16 protein-coding genes are annotated in these 15,615 nt (G+C 72.2%); 6 read left to right on the top strand and 10 right to left on the bottom strand.

The genetic code is table 11. The annotated features are described in order from the left end of the window. Positions 1–36 precede the first annotated feature (36 nt). From ACWEVP_RS45360 to ACWEVP_RS45370, 3 genes are all read right to left on the bottom strand, one after another. The gene (locus ACWEVP_RS45360) at positions 37–1,563 is read right to left on the bottom strand and encodes a proprotein convertase P-domain-containing protein (protein WP_452068798.1); all 1,527 of its coding nucleotides are present in this window, start codon (positions 1,561–1,563) and stop codon (positions 37–39) included. A gap of 77 nt (positions 1,564–1,640) precedes the next feature. Beyond that, positions 1,641–2,540 (bottom strand): XRE family transcriptional regulator, encoded by a 900-nt coding sequence (locus ACWEVP_RS45365; RefSeq protein ID WP_452068799.1) that lies wholly within the window; start codon positions 2,538–2,540, stop codon positions 1,641–1,643. Between the two features lie 52 nt (positions 2,541–2,592). Next, entirely contained in the window at positions 2,593–3,813 is a 1,221-nt protein-coding gene (locus ACWEVP_RS45370; RefSeq protein WP_452068800.1) for a CynX/NimT family MFS transporter, read from the bottom strand. A 49-nt stretch (positions 3,814–3,862) separates the two neighbouring features. Between ACWEVP_RS45370 and ACWEVP_RS45375 the strand changes: the two genes are divergently transcribed. The 5 genes from ACWEVP_RS45375 to ACWEVP_RS45395 all read left to right on the top strand — a co-directional run bounded on the left by ACWEVP_RS45375 (position 3,863) and on the right by ACWEVP_RS45395 (position 7,835). Further along, entirely contained in the window at positions 3,863–4,546 is a 684-nt protein-coding gene (locus tag ACWEVP_RS45375; protein ID WP_452068855.1) for a FadR/GntR family transcriptional regulator, read from the top strand. A gap of 92 nt (positions 4,547–4,638) precedes the next feature. Then, positions 4,639–5,136 carry a hypothetical protein gene (locus tag ACWEVP_RS45380; protein ID WP_452068801.1) on the top strand — a complete coding sequence of 166 codons (498 nt, stop codon included), beginning with the start codon at positions 4,639–4,641 and terminating at the stop codon, positions 5,134–5,136. Positions 5,137–5,206: 70 nt separating this feature from the next. Further along, the gene (locus ACWEVP_RS45385) at positions 5,207–6,049 is read left to right on the top strand and encodes a DUF4097 family beta strand repeat-containing protein (RefSeq protein ID WP_452068802.1); all 843 of its coding nucleotides are present in this window, start codon (positions 5,207–5,209) and stop codon (positions 6,047–6,049) included. Between the two features lie 26 nt (positions 6,050–6,075). After that, on the top strand, positions 6,076–7,032 hold the full coding sequence (locus ACWEVP_RS45390; protein ID WP_452068803.1) for an ATP-binding cassette domain-containing protein: 957 nt from the start codon (positions 6,076–6,078) through the stop codon (positions 7,030–7,032). Further along, entirely contained in the window at positions 7,032–7,835 is an 804-nt protein-coding gene (locus tag ACWEVP_RS45395) for an ABC transporter permease (RefSeq protein WP_452068804.1), read from the top strand. The genes ACWEVP_RS45390 and ACWEVP_RS45395 overlap by 1 nt, the downstream gene beginning before the upstream one ends. Position 7,836: 1 nt before the next feature. On the opposite strand, the gene map is transcribed toward ACWEVP_RS45395, so the two are convergent. The 5 genes from map to ACWEVP_RS45420 form a co-directional block, all read right to left on the bottom strand. Then, positions 7,837–8,694, bottom strand: a complete 858-nt coding sequence (gene map / locus ACWEVP_RS45400) for a type I methionyl aminopeptidase (protein WP_452068805.1) — start codon at positions 8,692–8,694, stop codon at positions 7,837–7,839. 23 nt (positions 8,695–8,717) lie between these two features. Beyond that, complete coding sequence (locus tag ACWEVP_RS45405; protein ID WP_452068806.1) at positions 8,718–10,514, bottom strand: penicillin-binding transpeptidase domain-containing protein; 1,797 nt, start codon at positions 10,512–10,514, stop codon at positions 8,718–8,720. 61 nt (positions 10,515–10,575) lie between these two features. After that, positions 10,576–11,430 (bottom strand): GNAT family N-acetyltransferase, encoded by an 855-nt coding sequence (locus ACWEVP_RS45410; protein ID WP_452068807.1) that lies wholly within the window; start codon positions 11,428–11,430, stop codon positions 10,576–10,578. A gap of 112 nt (positions 11,431–11,542) precedes the next feature. Continuing rightward, on the bottom strand, positions 11,543–11,935 hold the full coding sequence (locus tag ACWEVP_RS45415; protein WP_452068808.1) for a VOC family protein: 393 nt from the start codon (positions 11,933–11,935) through the stop codon (positions 11,543–11,545). Further along, the gene (locus ACWEVP_RS45420; protein WP_452068809.1) at positions 11,925–12,734 is read right to left on the bottom strand and encodes a helix-turn-helix domain-containing protein; all 810 of its coding nucleotides are present in this window, start codon (positions 12,732–12,734) and stop codon (positions 11,925–11,927) included. The genes ACWEVP_RS45415 and ACWEVP_RS45420 overlap by 11 nt, the downstream gene beginning before the upstream one ends. 83 nt (positions 12,735–12,817) lie before the next feature. Between ACWEVP_RS45420 and ACWEVP_RS45425 the strand changes: the two genes are divergently transcribed. Beyond that, positions 12,818–13,072: a hypothetical protein gene (locus tag ACWEVP_RS45425; protein WP_072480890.1), complete on the top strand. Its 255-nt coding sequence runs from the start codon at positions 12,818–12,820 to the stop codon at positions 13,070–13,072. A 55-nt stretch (positions 13,073–13,127) separates the two neighbouring features. Here ACWEVP_RS45425 and ispG read toward each other — a convergent pair whose 3' ends face one another. After that, positions 13,128–14,261 (bottom strand): flavodoxin-dependent (E)-4-hydroxy-3-methylbut-2-enyl-diphosphate synthase, encoded by a 1,134-nt coding sequence (gene ispG, locus ACWEVP_RS45430; RefSeq protein WP_452068856.1) that lies wholly within the window; start codon positions 14,259–14,261, stop codon positions 13,128–13,130. 136 nt (positions 14,262–14,397) lie between these two features. Then, complete coding sequence (locus tag ACWEVP_RS45435; protein ID WP_452068810.1) at positions 14,398–15,612, bottom strand: M50 family metallopeptidase; 1,215 nt, start codon at positions 15,610–15,612, stop codon at positions 14,398–14,400. Positions 15,613–15,615: the final 3 nt, after the last annotated feature.

The raw sequence follows: 15,615 nt of genomic DNA on the forward strand, positions 1-15,615 counted from the left end.
GGCCGGGCGGGGTGACCGCCCGGCCCGCGGGAGTCCCTACAGCGTGATCGACCAGGTGTCGAGGGTGCCGGTGTCGCCGGGCCCGTAGTCCGTGACGCGCAGCTGCCACTTCCCGCCGGCCGGGGCGGACGCCGGGACGCTGAACGTCCGGGCGCCGTCCCACGCCGTGCACGTGCTCCCACCGCTGTACTTCAGCGCGTAGCCGCGGCCGTTCGGGTCCAGCAGCGTGACGCCGAGGTCCTCGGCGCACGTGTGGTGCACGGTCACGGCGACCGACAGCGAGGTCGCCGCCTGGCCGGTGAGCGTCGAGGTGATCGGGCTGAACACCTGCTGGTAGTCGCGGATCGCGTAGTCCGTGTCGTTGGTCAAGGTCCGGCCGCCCGGTGCCGGGCCGCTGCCGGTGACCAACGTGAGCTGCCACTTGGTCAGCGCCTCGACGACCGGCTGGAACAGGGACAGGTCGCCGTCCGACGGGTTCTGGACGCACTGGGACGGGCCGCCGTCGTGCAGGCCGGTGGCCTTGTCGCCGAGCAGCCAGCCGCCGCCCGAGTCGCCGCCGAGCGAGCACGCCGTCGTCCAGGTCAGGTCGTCGATGACCAGGCCGCCGCCGTAGTCGGCGGACTTGTGCGTGTACTTGACTTCGCCGCACTGCCAGTGCGAGGTGTTGCCGGAGTGGCAGACGCGGTCGCCGACCATCGCCTCGGCCGCGCCGGTCAGCGTCACCGCCGGCTGGCCCCAGGTGTTGACCGACGCCGAGAGGTTCCAGCCCGCCTCCGTCACCGCGACGACACCCATGTCGCCTTCGCGCGCGTTGACGCTGTGCGTGCCACCGACGTTCGACGTCCCGATCTTGTTCTGCTGTCCCGAAGCGCCGTACGCGGCCTGGTCGCGGTCGTTCGTGCAGTGCCCGGCGGTGAGGAAGTGCTTCGCACCGGCGGAATCGGTGACCGGGAAGCCGACCGAACAGTTGCTTTCGCTGCCCGGCCACCACGGGTTGCCGGTCTGGATGGTGCCCGACTGCTGCCGCGGCGAGGTCGCCGTCTCGGTGATCCGGACCCCCAGATCCCGCACGCGCGAAAGGAAACTCTCGGTCGCCGCCGTCTTCTTCGTCCGGTCGACGTCGACGCCGACCTCGTTGCCGCGGACGTCGACGCCCCAGCCGTAGACGCCGGGGACGCCCGTGCCGACCAGCGCCCGGACGGCCGCGTCGGTGCGGTCCAGGTCGGCCCGGCTGCGGGCGACGACCTGCGCCGCGGCGCCCGCGGCACGCGCCTGACCAGCTGCTTCGGCGGTCGTGACGGCGACGGTCAGCTGCCCGGTGGCCGCGTCGAACCACTGCCCGGCGGCCTCCGCGCGGACCGCTTCGGGCAGGGTCGCGGCCAGCCGGTGCGCCCGGTCCTGTGCGGCGAGCTGGGCGCGGGCCTGGCCCTCGGACAGCCCGAACGCGGCAGCGACGCCCGCCACCTCGGCGTCCGGGTGTCCCGGCGCCGCTTCGGCGGGCGCCAGGCCCAAGCCGAGCGCGGCCAACGCGGCCACGCCCGTGACGGAAACGAATCTGCGCATCGGTTTCTCCTCGATCGGCGAGTGGAGTGCGCAGACGGTAAGCCGCCGGAAAGCCGGTTCTGCAGATCCGCAAGTCTTTAACAGTTAACTGGCCAGTCCCATTCGAAGCCGTAGCGGCCGGGGCCGAAGTTCAGCGCGACCCCGTGCACCGCAGCGGATTCCGGGACGACGTCGGCGGATTCGCCGGGTTCGGCGAACCGGCGGCACACCGCCGGAACCGCCTCCGGCGAGAACCGGATTTCGAGCACGTATTCGCGGACCGGCAGCCGGAACTTGCGTTCGTAGTTCGTCGCGACCGGGTGCGGTGCGCGATTCACGAGCGTGTGCTCGGTGAGCACCGTTTCGCCGCGCAGCAGCGGCCTGCCGAAGAGCAGTTCGACGACGAGGAGGCCGTCCTCCGGCCGGTGGACGGCGCGGCCCGGGTGACAGCCGCGCAGCGAGCGCAGCTCCGGCAGCGGCCGGTCGTGCTCGTCGAGGTGCAGGATCACCACCCACCGGTCCGGGCCGTCGGCCTCGGCGCGCAGCACCTGCCGCGACCGGATCTCCAGCTCTTCCCGGTTCCGGCCGACGAGGACGACGTCGTGCTGGCTCAGCCGGGTCAGCCGCTCGTCCCACCGGGTGTCCACATCGGACACCGCGGCGGCGATGCGCCGTCCGTCCGGCCAGAACCGGCCGATCTCCGCGGGCGCGGCCCGGCGCGCCCGCGGCGGCCCGAGCAACGCGACGAGCGAGCCGGCCGGCACCTCGAGGACGGCTTCGAGCTGACGCAGCCCGCGCACCGAATCCCGCCGCTCGGGGCGGCTGCGGCCGGACTGCCAGTAGCTCAGCGTCGCCGTCGTCACCGTGACGCCGCGGACTCGCAGGTGCTCGCGCAGCCGGTCCAGGCTCAGCCCGCGGGCGCGGATGGCCGTGCGCAGGGCGGCGTCGAACGGGCCCTCGCGCAGCAACGTCCCGAGGTCCGGCGACGGCACGGCCACCCGGTGATCTTAAGCCGCGCGCACCGGGGCGAACCGCGTTAACAGTTAAGAATCAGACGAACCGGCGGCGGCCGGCGAGCGCGCCGAACACCACCTGGACGACGAGCAGGCCGAGCAGCATCGCCAGCGGCACGGTCCAGCCGGCCGCGAGGTCGTGCAGCAGGCCGAAGAGGAACGGCCCGAGCGCGGCGAACAGGTAGCCGAAGCCCTGCGCCATCCCGGAGAGCCGGGCGGTGTCGGCACCGGTCCGCGCGCGCAGCGCGATCACGGTCAGGGCCAGCGAGAACACGCTCATGCCGAGCCCGACGAGGATGCTCCACAGCAGCGGCGACCACGACGGCGCGAGCATCAGCCCGGCCGTCCCGGCGAAGCCGAACACGCCGAGGCCGGCGATCCAGGGCCCTTGCCCACCGCGGGCGCGGGCCGCCATCGGCGCGATGAAGAGGCTGATCGGCACGGCGATCAGCGAGACCAGGCCGAACAGCAGGCCGGCGTCGTCGCGGGACACGCCCGCGTCCATCAGCACCTGCGGGAACCAGCCCATGGCCGCGTACGCGTAGAAGGCCTGCAGGCCGAAGAACACCGTGACGATCCAGGCGAGCCGGTTGCGCAGCAGCGACCGGCCACCGGTCGCGGCGTCGGCGGGCCGCGGCGCCCGGCCGGTGCCGCGGGCTGCGAGAATCCACGCCAGCAGCGCCACGACGGCCACCACCGCCCAGCTCCCCAGCGCCGGGCGCCAGCCGCCGAACGCGTCGCCGAGCTGCGGGGTCACCGCCGACCCGAGGGCGCCACCGCCCTGCAGGGCCGCCGTATAGACGCCGGTCATGACGCCGATGCGGGCCGGGAAGGAGTCCTTGATGACGACCGGGATGAGCACGTTGATCAGGGCGATCCCGGCGGTGGCGACGAGCGTCCCGCCGAGCACGACGGCCGGGCCGTCGACCACGCGCAGCACCAGCCCGGCCGCGAGCGCGCCCAGCGCGATCGCGATGGCGGCGCCGATGCCGGCCCGGCGCGCGAGCAGGGGCGCGGCCAGCCCGGCGCCGGCGAAGCAGAGCGTCGGCAACGTCGTGAGCACGCCCGCCCAGATCCCGGACGTCCCCAGGTCGGCGCGCATTTCGGCGAGCATGGGCCCGACACCGGTGATGGCCGGGCGCAGGTTGAGCGCGGTGAGCACCACCGCGATCGCGAGCAGCGCGCCGGCGGCGACCACGCCCGGCGTCCGGACCTCCACGGCGCCGTCCAGTTCGAGTTCACGGTTTTCGACGCGCATGACGGCTACTATCGCATACGTAGGATGATTGGATGAAGGGATGACTCCTGTGCCTCTGGCCACCACCCGGCGCACCGGCCTGGTCGACCAGGTCATCGAGCAGCTGCGGACCGCGGTCGCGCAGGGCGACTGGCCCCTCGGCACGCGCATCCCCACCGAGGTCGAGCTGGGCGAACAGCTCGGCGTCGGGCGCAACACCGTCCGCGAAGCCGTGCGCGCGCTCGCGCACACGGGCCTGCTCGAAGTGCGGCAAGGCGACGGCACGTACGTGCGCGCGACCAGCGAGGTGTCCGGGGCGATCCGCCGGCTCTGCGGCGACGAGCTGCGCGAGGTCTTGCAGGTCCGGCGCACGCTCGAAGCCGAAGGCGCCCGGCTCGCCGCGTTGTCGCGGACGAAGGAGGAGGTCGCGGAGCTGTGGTCGCTGCTGGCCCGCCGCGAGACCGAGCTGCGCGAAGGCCGCTGGGAGGACTTCGCGCACACCGACGCCGAGTTCCACATGGCGGTCGTGCGCGCGGGGCACAACGGGCTGCTCACCGAGCTCTACCGCGGGCTGACGGAGGTCATCACGGCGAGCGTCGCGGCGACGTCGAGCATCACGCCGGGCGTGGACCACGTGCCCGAGATCGGCCACGAAGGCCTCGCCGAGGCCATCGCCGAGCGCGATCCCGACCGCGCCGCGGCCGAGGCCTGCGGGTTCCTGGACGAGCTCTTGGAGCGCGTCGCCCGCGGCTGACCAGCGCATTCACCTTGAGTGGCATCACTTCTGACCCTTAAGGGTGCCAATTCAGGGTTGTCGTGGTGCCATCGTGGCGCCATAGTTGTGCCATGGACCTGACACCACTCGTGGACAGCCTCCGCCGCGAATTCGCGGTAGCCGCCGAGGCGGCCGGCGAGGACGCTGTCGCCCTGGCCGAACGGCTGGCCTCCCCGCTGGAGGCCGCCATCCGGCTGACCCTGCTCGACACCCTCTCAGCCGCCGCCGACGAGATCACCCGCGACCTCGCGCCCGGCTCCGTCGAAGTCCGCCTTCGCCGCCGGGACGCCGAGTTCGCCGTCACGCTCCCGCCGGCCCCGGCCGCCGAGCCGGAAGCCCCGGCGCCCGCCGCACCGCCGCCGGAAACCGACGACGGCGCCGTCTCCCGGATCAACCTGCGGCTGCCCGAGCAGCTGAAGCAGCGGGTCGAGGAGGCGGCGAGCCGCGAGCGGCTCTCCACCAACGCCTGGCTCGTCCGGGCCGCGAACGCCGCGCTCGGCGCCGACCGCCCGCGTCCCACCCAGCGCCGGTCGGTCTTCGGCGAGAAGTACACCGGCTGGGTCCAGTAACCCCGACTGCCTTTCCCGCACGTCTCCGACCTGCGGAGACGCCACACGAGCACCCCAGGAGGGCGCAGCCATGCCTGTTTTCCCCACCCCCGAGCCGATCGCCGCGACGATCGACCTCAGCGTCGCCGACGTCCGGATCGTCGCCAGCGACCGCGCGGAGACGACCGTCGAGGTCACCCCGGCCGACCCGGGCGACAGCGAGGACGTCAAGGCCGTCGCGAAGACCCGCGTCGAGTTCGCGGGCGGTGAGCTGCTGGTCAAGGGCCCGAAGTACGTCACCAAGCTCTGGGGCAAGGGCGGCGCCCTGCACGTCACCGTCGAGCTGCCGGCCGGTTCGCAGATCACCGGCACCGCCGCGATGGGCGACTTCCGCGTCACCGGCCGGGTCGGCGCCAGCCGCTTCAAGACCTCCGTCGGCGACATCCACCTGGACGAAGCCGCCCGGCTCGAGGCGAGCACGGCGACCGGCGACGTCACCATCGACCGCGCCACCGGGCACGCCGAGGTCGGCACCGGCTCCGGTGAGCTGCGGATCCGCGAGATCGACGGCACCGCCGTGCTGAAGAACTCCAACGGCGAGACCCGCGTCGGCGAAGTGACCGGCGACCTGCGGGTGAGCGTCGCCAACGGCGACATCCTCGTCGACCTCGCCCACGCCGGCGTGCACGCCAAGACCGCCTCCGGCGACATCCGGCTCGGCGAGGTCGTGCGGGACCGGGTCGTGCTCGAGACCGCCGTCGGCGAGATCGAGGTCGGCATCCGCGAGGGCACGGCCGCGTGGCTGGAGCTGAACTCGCTGACCGGCTCGGTGCGCAACACGCTCAGCGCCGCCGACGGCCCCGGAGCCAACGCCGAGACCGTCGAGGTCAAGGCCCACACCTACACCGGCGACATCGTCATCCGCCGGGCCTGAGACTCCACGAGAAAAGGGGAAATTCCATGCCAGACGCCATCGTGGCCGAAGGACTGGTCAAGAAGTACGGGAAGGTCGCCGCGCTCGACGGGATGAGCTTGTCGGTGCCCGAAGGCACCGTGCTCGGCGTGCTCGGGCCGAACGGCGCCGGGAAGACCACCACCGTCCAGATCCTCACGACGCTGCAGAAGCCGGACGCCGGCCGCGCGACGGTCGCCGGGTTCGACGTCGTGAAGGACGCGCCCGAGCTGCGTTCGCACATCGGTGCGTCGGGGCAGTACGCCGCCGTCGACCCCGAGCTGACCGGGGCCGAGAACCTCGAGATGGTCGGCAGGCTCTACCACCTGGGCACCAAGCGGGCCAAGGCGCGCGGCCGGGAGCTGCTGGCCCGGTTCAGCCTCGCCGACGCCGCCGACCGCCCGGTCAAGGGCTACTCCGGCGGCATGCGACGCCGGCTCGACCTGGCCGGCGCGCTGGTCGCGAACCCGCCGGTGCTGTTCCTCGACGAGCCCACCACCGGGCTCGACCCGCGCGCCCGCACCGAGCTGTGGGACGTCATCACCGAGCTGGTCGCGAACGGCACCACGCTGCTGCTCACCACCCAGTACCTCGAAGAGGCCGACCGGCTGGCCGACAGCATCGCCGTCGTCGACCACGGGCGCGTGATCGCCCGCGGCACCGCCGACGAGCTCAAGGACCTCGTCGGCGGCGAGCGGATCGAGCTGACCGTCGGCACGCACGACGACGTCGTCGTCGCGCAGCGGGCACTGGCCCGGCTGGCCAGCGGCGAGCCGCAGGCCGAGGGCTTCCGGCTCACCGTGCCCGTGTCCCACGGCGCGAAAGCGCTTACCGAGGCGCTCTCCCTGCTCGCCCTCGACGGCGTCGACGTCCGCGACGTCGGCGTCCGCCGCCCCACCCTCGACGACGTTTTCCTTTCCCTGACGGGCCACGAGGTGGCCGAAACCGCGAAGGAGGCCGTGTGATGAACGCGGTGCAGATGGCCGTCACCGACGGCGTGACCGTCGCCAAGCGCAACTCGATCAAGATCGTCCGGTCGCTCGACCTGCTCGGGTCCATCGTGTTCATGCCGGTGATGTTCGTGCTGCTCTTCGGCTACGTGTTCGGCAGCGTGATCGACATCCCCGGGATGTCCTACCGCGAGTTCATGCTGCCGGGGATCTTCGTCCTCGCGGTGGCGATGGGCAGCATCGTCACCGGCTACGGGCTGACCGACGACCTGCAGAAGGGCCTCATCGACCGGTTCAGATCGCTGCCGATGTCCCCGGCCGCGGTGCTGATCGGCCGCACCACCGCCGACCTGATCCTCAACGTGACGAGCCTGCTCATCATGGGGCTCGTGGGGTTGCTGGTCGGCTGGCGCATCCACACGAGCCCGCTCGAGGCACTGGGCGGGGTGCTCCTGCTGCTCGCCTTCGCCTACGCGCTGTCGTGGGTGATGGGCACGCTGGGCCTGGCCGTGCGCAAGCCCGAGGTGTTCAACAACGTCTCGAGCGTGGCGATCTTCCCGCTGACGTTCCTGGCCAACACCTTCGTCGACAGCGGGCGCCTGCCCACGCCGCTGCGGGTGATCGCGGACTGGAACCCGGTCTCGGCGATCACCCAGGCGTCACGGGAGCTGTTCGGCAACACCAGCGCGGCCATGCCGGTGCACGGCGCCTGGCCGATGCAGCACGCGGTCCTGGCGTCGGTGCTGTGGATCGCCCTGCTGCTGGCGATCTTCGTGCCGCTCTCGGTGCGCTGCTACAAGAAGGCCACCAGCCACTGAGCTACGGCAGCGTGAGGATCTCGCTGCCGTCGGCCGTCACCACGAGGGTGTGCTCGAACTGGGCCGTCCACTTCTTGTCCTTCGTGGTGACGGTCCAGTCGTCGGCCCAGATGTCGTAGTCGATGGTGCCCAGGGTGATCATCGGCTCGATCGTGAAGGTCATGCCCTCCTCGATGATCGTGTCGACGGAGGGCTCTTCGTAGTGCAGGACCGTCGGGGGCGTGTGGAACGCGGGGCCGACGCCGTGGCCGGTGAAGTCGCGGACCACGCCGTAGCCGAAGCGCTTCGCGTAGGACTCGATGACCCGGCCGATCACGTTCAGCTGCCGGCCCGGCCGGACCGCCTTGATCGCCCGCATCGTCGCCTCGCGGGTGCGCTCCACCAGCAGGCGGGCCTCCTCGGAGACGTCGCCGGCCAGGAACGTCGCGTTCGTGTCGCCGTGGACGCCGCCGATGTAGGCCGTCACGTCGATGTTGCAGATGTCGCCGTCCTCGATCACCGTCGAGTCCGGGATGCCGTGGCAGATCACCTCGTTGAGCGAGGTGCAGCACGACTTCGGGAACCGGCGGTAGCCCAGCGTCGAGGGGTAGGCGTGGTGGTCGAGCAGGAACTCGTGCACCACCTTGTCGATGTCGTCGGTGGTGGCGCCCGGCTTGACCGCCTTGCCGCCCTCCTCCAGGGCCTGCGCGGCGATCCGGCTCGCGACCCGCATCGCCTCGATCACCTCGGGCGTGCGCACGCCGCTGCCGGTGTCCCGCTTCGGCGCCGGCTTGTCCACGTACTCGGGACGGGCGATGGAGGTCGGGACGGCACGGCGCGGCGTCTGGACGCCGGGAACGAGCGGGGCACGAACGGACATGCCTCCACCTTACGACGGCCCGTTCAGCCGATCTCCGCCAGGAACCGGTGCGCGGCCTGCACCGCCGGTTTCGACGAGCCCGCTTCGGTGAGCAGCACGGCGAACGCGAGGTCGCCGCGGTAGCCGACGAACCAGCCGTGCGAGCGGGAGCCGTCGCCGAACTGGGCGGTGCCGGTCTTGCCCGCGACGTCGGGAAGGTCACGCAGCCCCGTCGCGGTGCCGCTGGTGACGACCTCGCGCATCATCCCGCGCAGCGCGTCGAGCACGTCCTGGGCAGGCGCGTCGCCGACGTTCTTCGTGGTCGCGGGCATGCCGCGGACGATCGACGGGGTCGGCACCTTCCCCGCCTGGACGGTCGCCGCGGCCAGCGCCAGGCCGAACGGGCTGGTCACCACCGTGCCCTGGCCGAAGCCGTTCTCCGCGCGCTGGACGGCCGAGTCGCTGGCCGGGACCGCGCCGGTGACCGTGGTCAGGCCGGGGACCACGAAGTCCGCGCCGATGCCGAACGAGCGGGCGGTGTCGGTGAGCGCCGAGGACGGCAGCCCGGCGGCAAGCCGGGCGAAGGTCGTGTTGCACGAGCGCGCGAACGCCGTTTTCAGCGGGACGCGCCCGAGGTCGAACCGGCCTTCGTTCGGGACCACGCGGTTCTCGATCGTCGTCGTGCCGGGGCAGTCGACCGCGCTGCCGGCCTCGACGTCACCCGCCGACAGCGCGGCCGCCGCCGTGACGATCTTGAACGTCGACCCGGGTGGGAAGCGCCCGGCCAGGGCCAGCGAACCTTCGTCGTCGGCGGCGTCGTTCTGCGCGACGGCGAGGATGTCCCCCGTCGACGGCTGGATCGCCACCAGCGCGGCCGGGTACTGCTCGGTGTCGAGGGCCTTCTCGGCGGCGGCCTGGACCTTCGCGCTGAGCGTGCTGGTGACCGCGGGCGACGGGCGCGGCGGCTCGGCCCGCAGCTCGGAGACCTCGCCGCCGGTGACGTCCCGGGTGACGATCCGCCAGCCCGCCGCCCCCGCCAGCTGCTGCTCGACCAGCGCGCGGATGCCGGGCAGGACCTGCTGCCCGGACCCGCGCGTGACCGGCAGCAGCCGCTCCTGGCTGGCGAACCGGACGCCGGGCAGGTCGTAGATCACCGGCTTGACGCGCTGGTAGTCCCCGGCTCGCAGGGTGATCACCGAGTAGGCGTCACCGGGCTTGGTCTTGCTCATGCCGTCCAGCACCGAGCGGCCGGTGACCGACGGCTCGTAGCGGTGCAGCGCCTTCGCGAGCGAGCCCGCGACGGCGCTCGGGTCGCCCGCCTTCTGCGGGTCGACGACCACGCCGATCACGGTCTGCGGGCGCATCAGCGGCACGCCGTCGCGGTCGAGGACCGGCGCGGTCTCGGGCAGCTGCGGCAGCAGGCCGAGGGTCTGGCCGACGGCCAGCTGCGGGTGCACGACCGTCGGCTGCCAGTGCACCTGCCAGCCGGTTTCGGCCGCGCGCAGCTGGGCATCGGCCCGGTAGGTCCAGGTGCGGCCCTGGGCGAGGTGCCAGGTGAGCTGGTAGCTCGCCGTCACGGTGTCGCCGTTCGCCGGCTCCTTCACCTCTTCGTCGTCGACGTCCAGGGCCTCGGGCTCGAGCACGCCGCGGACCTGGGTCAGCACGGTGGTGGCCGCGTCGGGCGAGTCGGTGTTCGCGGCCGCGGTGGCGACGTCCCCGGACGCGACGGCGTCGAGGAAAGCGGAGAGGGCGTCCTCGGGACCGTCGCCCGAGCACCCGGCCGTGGTCGCGGCGGCGAGCAGCAGCACCGCGAGCGCACCGCGGCATCGACGTGCACTCATGGCGGGATGATGCCTGGTCAGAGCGTTGTCGCGGCCTCGAAACACCGCCACGGAAGAGTGGTTAGAACAGCACCGTCGCGTACTGGCCGACCTGCTTGAAGCCGATCTTGCGGTAGGCCGCGAGGGCGGGGGTGTTGAAGGCGTTGACGTAGAGGCTGGCGGTGCGGCCCAGGCCGCGGACGAGCCGGTTGACGACGGCGGCGGTGCCGGCGGTGCCGAGGCCGTCGCCGCGGCGGTCGGGGTGCACCCAGACGCCCTGGATCTGCCCGACGGTCGCCGATATGGCGCCGATCTCGGCCTTGAAGACGACTTCGCCGTTCTCGAAGCGGGCGAAGGCGCGCCCGGCGCCGATGAGCTCGGTGACGCGGGCGCGGTAGCTGGCGCCGCCGTCACCGCTGCGCGGGTCGACGCCGACCTCTTCGATGAACATCGCGACGGCGGCGGGCAGGTAGCGCTCGAGCTCGTCCGGCCGGACCGGGCGGACCAGCGGGTCGGCCTTGACCAGCGGCTGGGTGTCCAGCGCCATCAGCGGCTGGTCGTCGCGGACCTCGCGGGCCGGACCCCACTCGCCTTCGAGCTCGTCCCACAGGCCGAGGACCTGCTCGGCCGGGCCGACGAGCGAGGAGCAGGTGCGTTGACGGCGCAGCGCGCGATCGGCGAAGGAGCGCAACGCGGGGGCGTTGCCCCTCAGCGGGATGAGGTTGGGCCCCGAGAAGCACAGCCCTTGGAGCCGCCCGGCGCGAACCGGACGGCTGTCGGCGGCCCAGAGCTCGCCACCGAGCCGCCACGGGTCGAGACCGGCAGCCTCGACCCGGGCGCTGACCATGCAGCTGCCCACCGGGTCGGCGGCGAGCGCGGCACGGACCGCCGGATAGTCCCGATCATCGAGCAGCCGTGCACCTGCAAGCCGCAACACGGGCTCCAGGGTGCCAGATTCGGCCGGTAAACGGAACGCGAGGCCGTCGACACGGTGAGATGAACAGCCCGGTTCGGGCTCCGGATCGGCCGAGACGACGTGAACGACTCGTTCAGGGCGCGCCGCGGTAGGTGCCGATCGTCCAGGAATTGCCCTCCGGGTCGCGGAGGCTGAAGGTGTGCGAGCCGTACTCGAGGTCGGTCAGCCCGGCCGTGATCTCCGCGCCCGCGGCCGTTACACGGTCATGGATCTCGTCCACCTTGTCCGACACCACGTACACCGCGCCCGTGCCGGGCTTCATCGCGTCGTGGACCCCGTCCGGCGGGCGGACGCTGCCCAGCATCACCGCGCCGCCCTCGGGCCAGCGCAGCTCGGCGTGCGCGATCAGGTCGCCTTCGGGCACCACCAGCGTCTCGGTGAAACCCAGGACGTCGACGAGGAAGCGGACCGCCGCCGGGGCGTCGTCGTACCGGAGGGCGGGCCACACGTTCGGTTCAGGAGTCATGCCCGGAGTCTCGCGCCGCCGCCACCTCCTCGTCTTGGAGGAACGGGAGCTCCTCGGCGATCCACGTCCCCGGCGTGCACCCGGCCAGCGCGCGCCACTCGTTGGTCAGGTGCGCCTGGTCGTAGTAGCCGCACTCGAGAGCCAGCGCGGCCAGATCCGTGCGCCCCTGCCGCAGCAGCCGCCCGGCCCGCTCGAACCGCAGGACCCGCGCCGCCTGCTTCGGGGCCAGGCCCAGCTCCGCGCGGAACCGCTCCCCCAGGTGACGACGGCTCCAGCCGACCTCACCCGCCAGCTCCGTGACGCGCACCCGCCCGTCCGCACCCCGCATCCGGCGCCACGCCTGCCCCAGCTCGGGCGGCGGCGCCACCGGTTCGACGGCCCGGGCGGCCAAGACGTCGTCGAGCAGCGCGAACCGCTCGGGCCAAGGCAGCTCCCGCAGCCGATCCGGCAACGAGCCCAGCCCGAACTCCGCGAGATCGACGACCTCGCCGCTCAGCTCCGCCGCCGTGACGCCGAAGAGCGTGCGCACGCCCAGCGGGTCGAGCTCCAGCTGCAGCCCTTCCTGGACGCGATCCTGCCGGATCAGCACCGCGCTGGTGTGCAGGCCGCCGACCAGCGCCTGGAGGCTGTGCCCGGCCATCCGCACCGGCCCGGCGAGGCTGATGACGAGCGTCACATGCCGGGAGGGCAGCCCGCGGTGGACCGGCAGCGTCACCTCGTCCTGCGCGTACCCGACATAGCGCGTGACCAGGGGCCGCACCACCGGGTGCGGCCGGTGAATGGCCCAGGTCACGCTCACGAATGCCAGCGTAACCGTCACCACCGACAGTTCCGGATCTGCTAACACGGAGGGTGCGTCCCCACCGCGGAAGGAACCACCCGATGACGATCCAGGAGCAGGCGCAGCAGCTGGAGCTGCTCGCCGACCAGGTGCCCACCGGCATCGCGCTCGCCACCAAGAGCGACCTCGAAGACCTCCAGGCACAGGTGCTGGGCCTGCTCGGGGAGACGTCGACCGCGACCGCGATCCAGGGCGCGATCCAGCTGGCGGCGCAGCAGATCGACGAGGTGGCGGCCGCGCTGGAGAACGTCCGGTTGCAGATCCGCGACGCCGCCCAGCACCACCTGCAGGGCTGAAGACGCGCCGAAGCCCTCCTCACCCGAAGGCGAGGAGGGCTTCGGCGGGAGTACGTCAGCCGGCGGTGACGACCGGGGCGCCCTCGCCCAGGGACTCGCCCGCCTCTTCGGCGATGCGCATGGCCTCTTCGATGAGCGTCTCGACGATCGCGTGCTCGGGCACGGTCTTGATGACCTCGCCCTTGACGAAGATCTGGCCCTTGCCGTTGCCGGACGCGACACCCAGGTCGGCCTCGCGGGCCTCCCCCGGACCGTTCACGACGCAGCCCATGACGGCCACGCGCAGCGGGATCTCCATGCCCTCGAGCCCGGCGGTGACCTGCTCGGCGAGCGTGTAGACGTCGACCTGCGCGCGCCCGCACGACGGGCACGACACGATCTCCAGCTTCCGCGGCCGCAGGTTCAGCGACTGCAGGATCTGCGCGCCGACCTTGACCTCTTCGACCGGCGGCGCGGACAGCGACACGCGGATCGTGTCGCCGATGCCCTGGCGCAGCAGCGCGCCGAACGCCACCGCCGACTTGATCGTGCCCTGGAACGCCGGGCCCGCCTCGGTGACGCCGAGGTGCAGCGGGTAGTCGCACTGCTCGGCGAGGATCTCGTACGCGCGCACCATGACGACCGGGTCGTTGTGCTTCACGGAGATCTTGATGTCGTGGAAGTCGTGCTCGGCGAACAGCGACGCCTCCCACAGCGCCGACTCGGCGAGCGCCTCCGGCGTCGCCTTGCCGTACTTGTCCATGATCCGCTTGTCCAGCGAACCCGCGTTGACGCCGATCCGGATCGGCGTGCCGTGGTCCTTCGCGGCCTGCGCGATCTCCTTGACCTGGTCGTCGAACTTCCGGATGTTGCCCGGGTTCACGCGCACCGCCGCGCAGCCGGCCTCGATCGCGGCGAAGACGTACTTCGGCTGGAAGTGGATGTCGGCGATCACCGGGATCTGCGACTTGCGCGCGATCGCCGGCAGCGCCTCGGCGTCGTCGGCCGACGGGCACGCCACGCGGACGATGTCGCAGCCCGCGGCGGTCAGCTCGGCGATCTGCTGCAGGGTCGCGTTGACGTCGGAGGTGAGCGTCGTCGTCATCGACTGGACGGAGATCGGGAAGTCACTGCCGACGCCGACCGGGCCCACGTGGAGCTGGCGGGTCTTGCGGCGCTCGGAGAGGACGGGCGGGGGCAGGGCTGGCATACCGAGTGCGACGGTCACGGCGTCCAGCGTACCTACCCCGACCGGGCCACCTTCACCATGTCAACCGTCACGGTGAGCAGCGTTACGGCCCGTGTGCCGGGTCACGGAGGGGCCGGAACCCCTCCGTGACCGGGCGCTACTGCAGGCGGATCGGGTTGACGATGTCCGCGGTCACCGTGAGTAGCGTGACCGCGCCGCCGATGAGGACCAGCACCATCGTGATCCCGGACAGCTTCGTGTAGTCCACCGGGCCGCCGGCCGCCTTGCCGCGCAGGCCGCGGATCCAGTCGCGGACGCGCTCGTACCAGACCACCGCGATGTGCCCGCCGTCCAGCGGCAGCAGCGGCAGCAGGTTGAACACGCCGATGAAGAAGTTCAGGCTGGCCAGCAGGAAGAAGAACAGCACCCAGATGCCCTGCTCGACGGCCTCGCCGCCGATCCGGCTCGCGCCGACGACGCTGACCGGGGTGTTGGGGTCGCGCTCGCCGCCGAAGATCGCGGTGACGACGGCGGGGATGCGCTCGGGGAACTCGACGAGCCGCTGGGCCGTCTCGGCGAACATCGTGCCGGTGAAGCTGAACGTGGCGCCGACGGCGGCGATCGGGCCGTACTGCGTGGTCAGCGCGGGCGGCTGGGCCGAGGCGCCGATCATGCCGACCGTCTTGACCCCGGTGCTGGTCCAGCGCTGCACCTTCGGCACGTCGACGGTGAGGTTCAGCGTCTGGCCGTTTCGCAGCACCTGGAACGCGGTCGGGCCGCTGGTGGCCTGGACGGTGGCGAGCATCTCGTCCCAGGTCGCGACCGGCTTGCCGCCGACCGCGAGGACCTTGTCGCCGACCTGCAGGCCGGCCGTCTTCGCCGGCGTCAGGGCGCCCGGCGGGCAGGTGGTGTCCTTGGCCTGCTCCTCGGTCGTCGTCGACCGGGCGCAGGAGGTCGCGGCCAGCACCGGCTCGGTCTTCGTCGGGGCCAGGTTCGGCAGGCCCATCGTCACGGCCATCAGGTAGAGCACGACGAAGCCGAGGATGAAGTGCGTGACCGACCCGGCGCACATCACGACGGTGCGCTTCCAGGTCTTGAACCGCCACATCGCGCGCGGCGCCTCGTCCGGCGTGACCTCGTCGAGCGCGGTCATGCCGGCGATGTCGCAGAACCCGCCGAGCGGGATCCACTTCAGGCCGTACTCGGTCTCCCCGCGGCGGAACGAGAACACCGTGGGCCCGAAGCCGACGAAGTACCGGCGGACCTTCATGCCGAAGGCCTTGGCGGTGACCATGTGGCCGGCTTCGTGCAGCGCGACGGAGACGCAGATCCCCAGCGCGAAGAGCACCACACCGATGATGTAGGCGAGCACCCG

This window comes from Amycolatopsis sp. NPDC003865, from assembly GCF_053605345.1.

Excerpts from the sequence above, each read along its gene's own strand:
- ACWEVP_RS45405 (WP_452068806.1), bottom strand. The coding sequence starts at position 10,514 with ATGAGTGCACGTCGATGCCGCGGTGCGCTCGCGGTGCTGCTGCTCGCC.
- ACWEVP_RS45360 (WP_452068798.1), bottom strand. The coding sequence starts at position 1,563 with ATGCGCAGATTCGTTTCCGTCACGGGCGTGGCCGCGTTGGCCGCGCTC.
- ACWEVP_RS45385 (WP_452068802.1), top strand. The coding sequence starts at position 5,207 with ATGCCTGTTTTCCCCACCCCCGAGCCGATCGCCGCGACGATCGACCTC.
- ACWEVP_RS45425 (WP_072480890.1), top strand. The coding sequence starts at position 12,818 with ATGACGATCCAGGAGCAGGCGCAGCAGCTGGAGCTGCTCGCCGACCAG.
- ispG (WP_452068856.1), bottom strand. The coding sequence starts at position 14,261 with ATGCCAGCCCTGCCCCCGCCCGTCCTCTCCGAGCGCCGCAAGACCCGC.
- map (WP_452068805.1), bottom strand. The coding sequence starts at position 8,694 with ATGTCCGTTCGTGCCCCGCTCGTTCCCGGCGTCCAGACGCCGCGCCGT.
- ACWEVP_RS45415 (WP_452068808.1), bottom strand. The coding sequence starts at position 11,935 with ATGACTCCTGAACCGAACGTGTGGCCCGCCCTCCGGTACGACGACGCC.
- ACWEVP_RS45380 (WP_452068801.1), top strand. The coding sequence starts at position 4,639 with ATGGACCTGACACCACTCGTGGACAGCCTCCGCCGCGAATTCGCGGTA.
- ACWEVP_RS45370 (WP_452068800.1), bottom strand. The coding sequence starts at position 3,813 with ATGCGCGTCGAAAACCGTGAACTCGAACTGGACGGCGCCGTGGAGGTC.
- ACWEVP_RS45390 (WP_452068803.1), top strand. The coding sequence starts at position 6,076 with ATGCCAGACGCCATCGTGGCCGAAGGACTGGTCAAGAAGTACGGGAAG.
- ACWEVP_RS45395 (WP_452068804.1), top strand. The coding sequence starts at position 7,032 with ATGAACGCGGTGCAGATGGCCGTCACCGACGGCGTGACCGTCGCCAAG.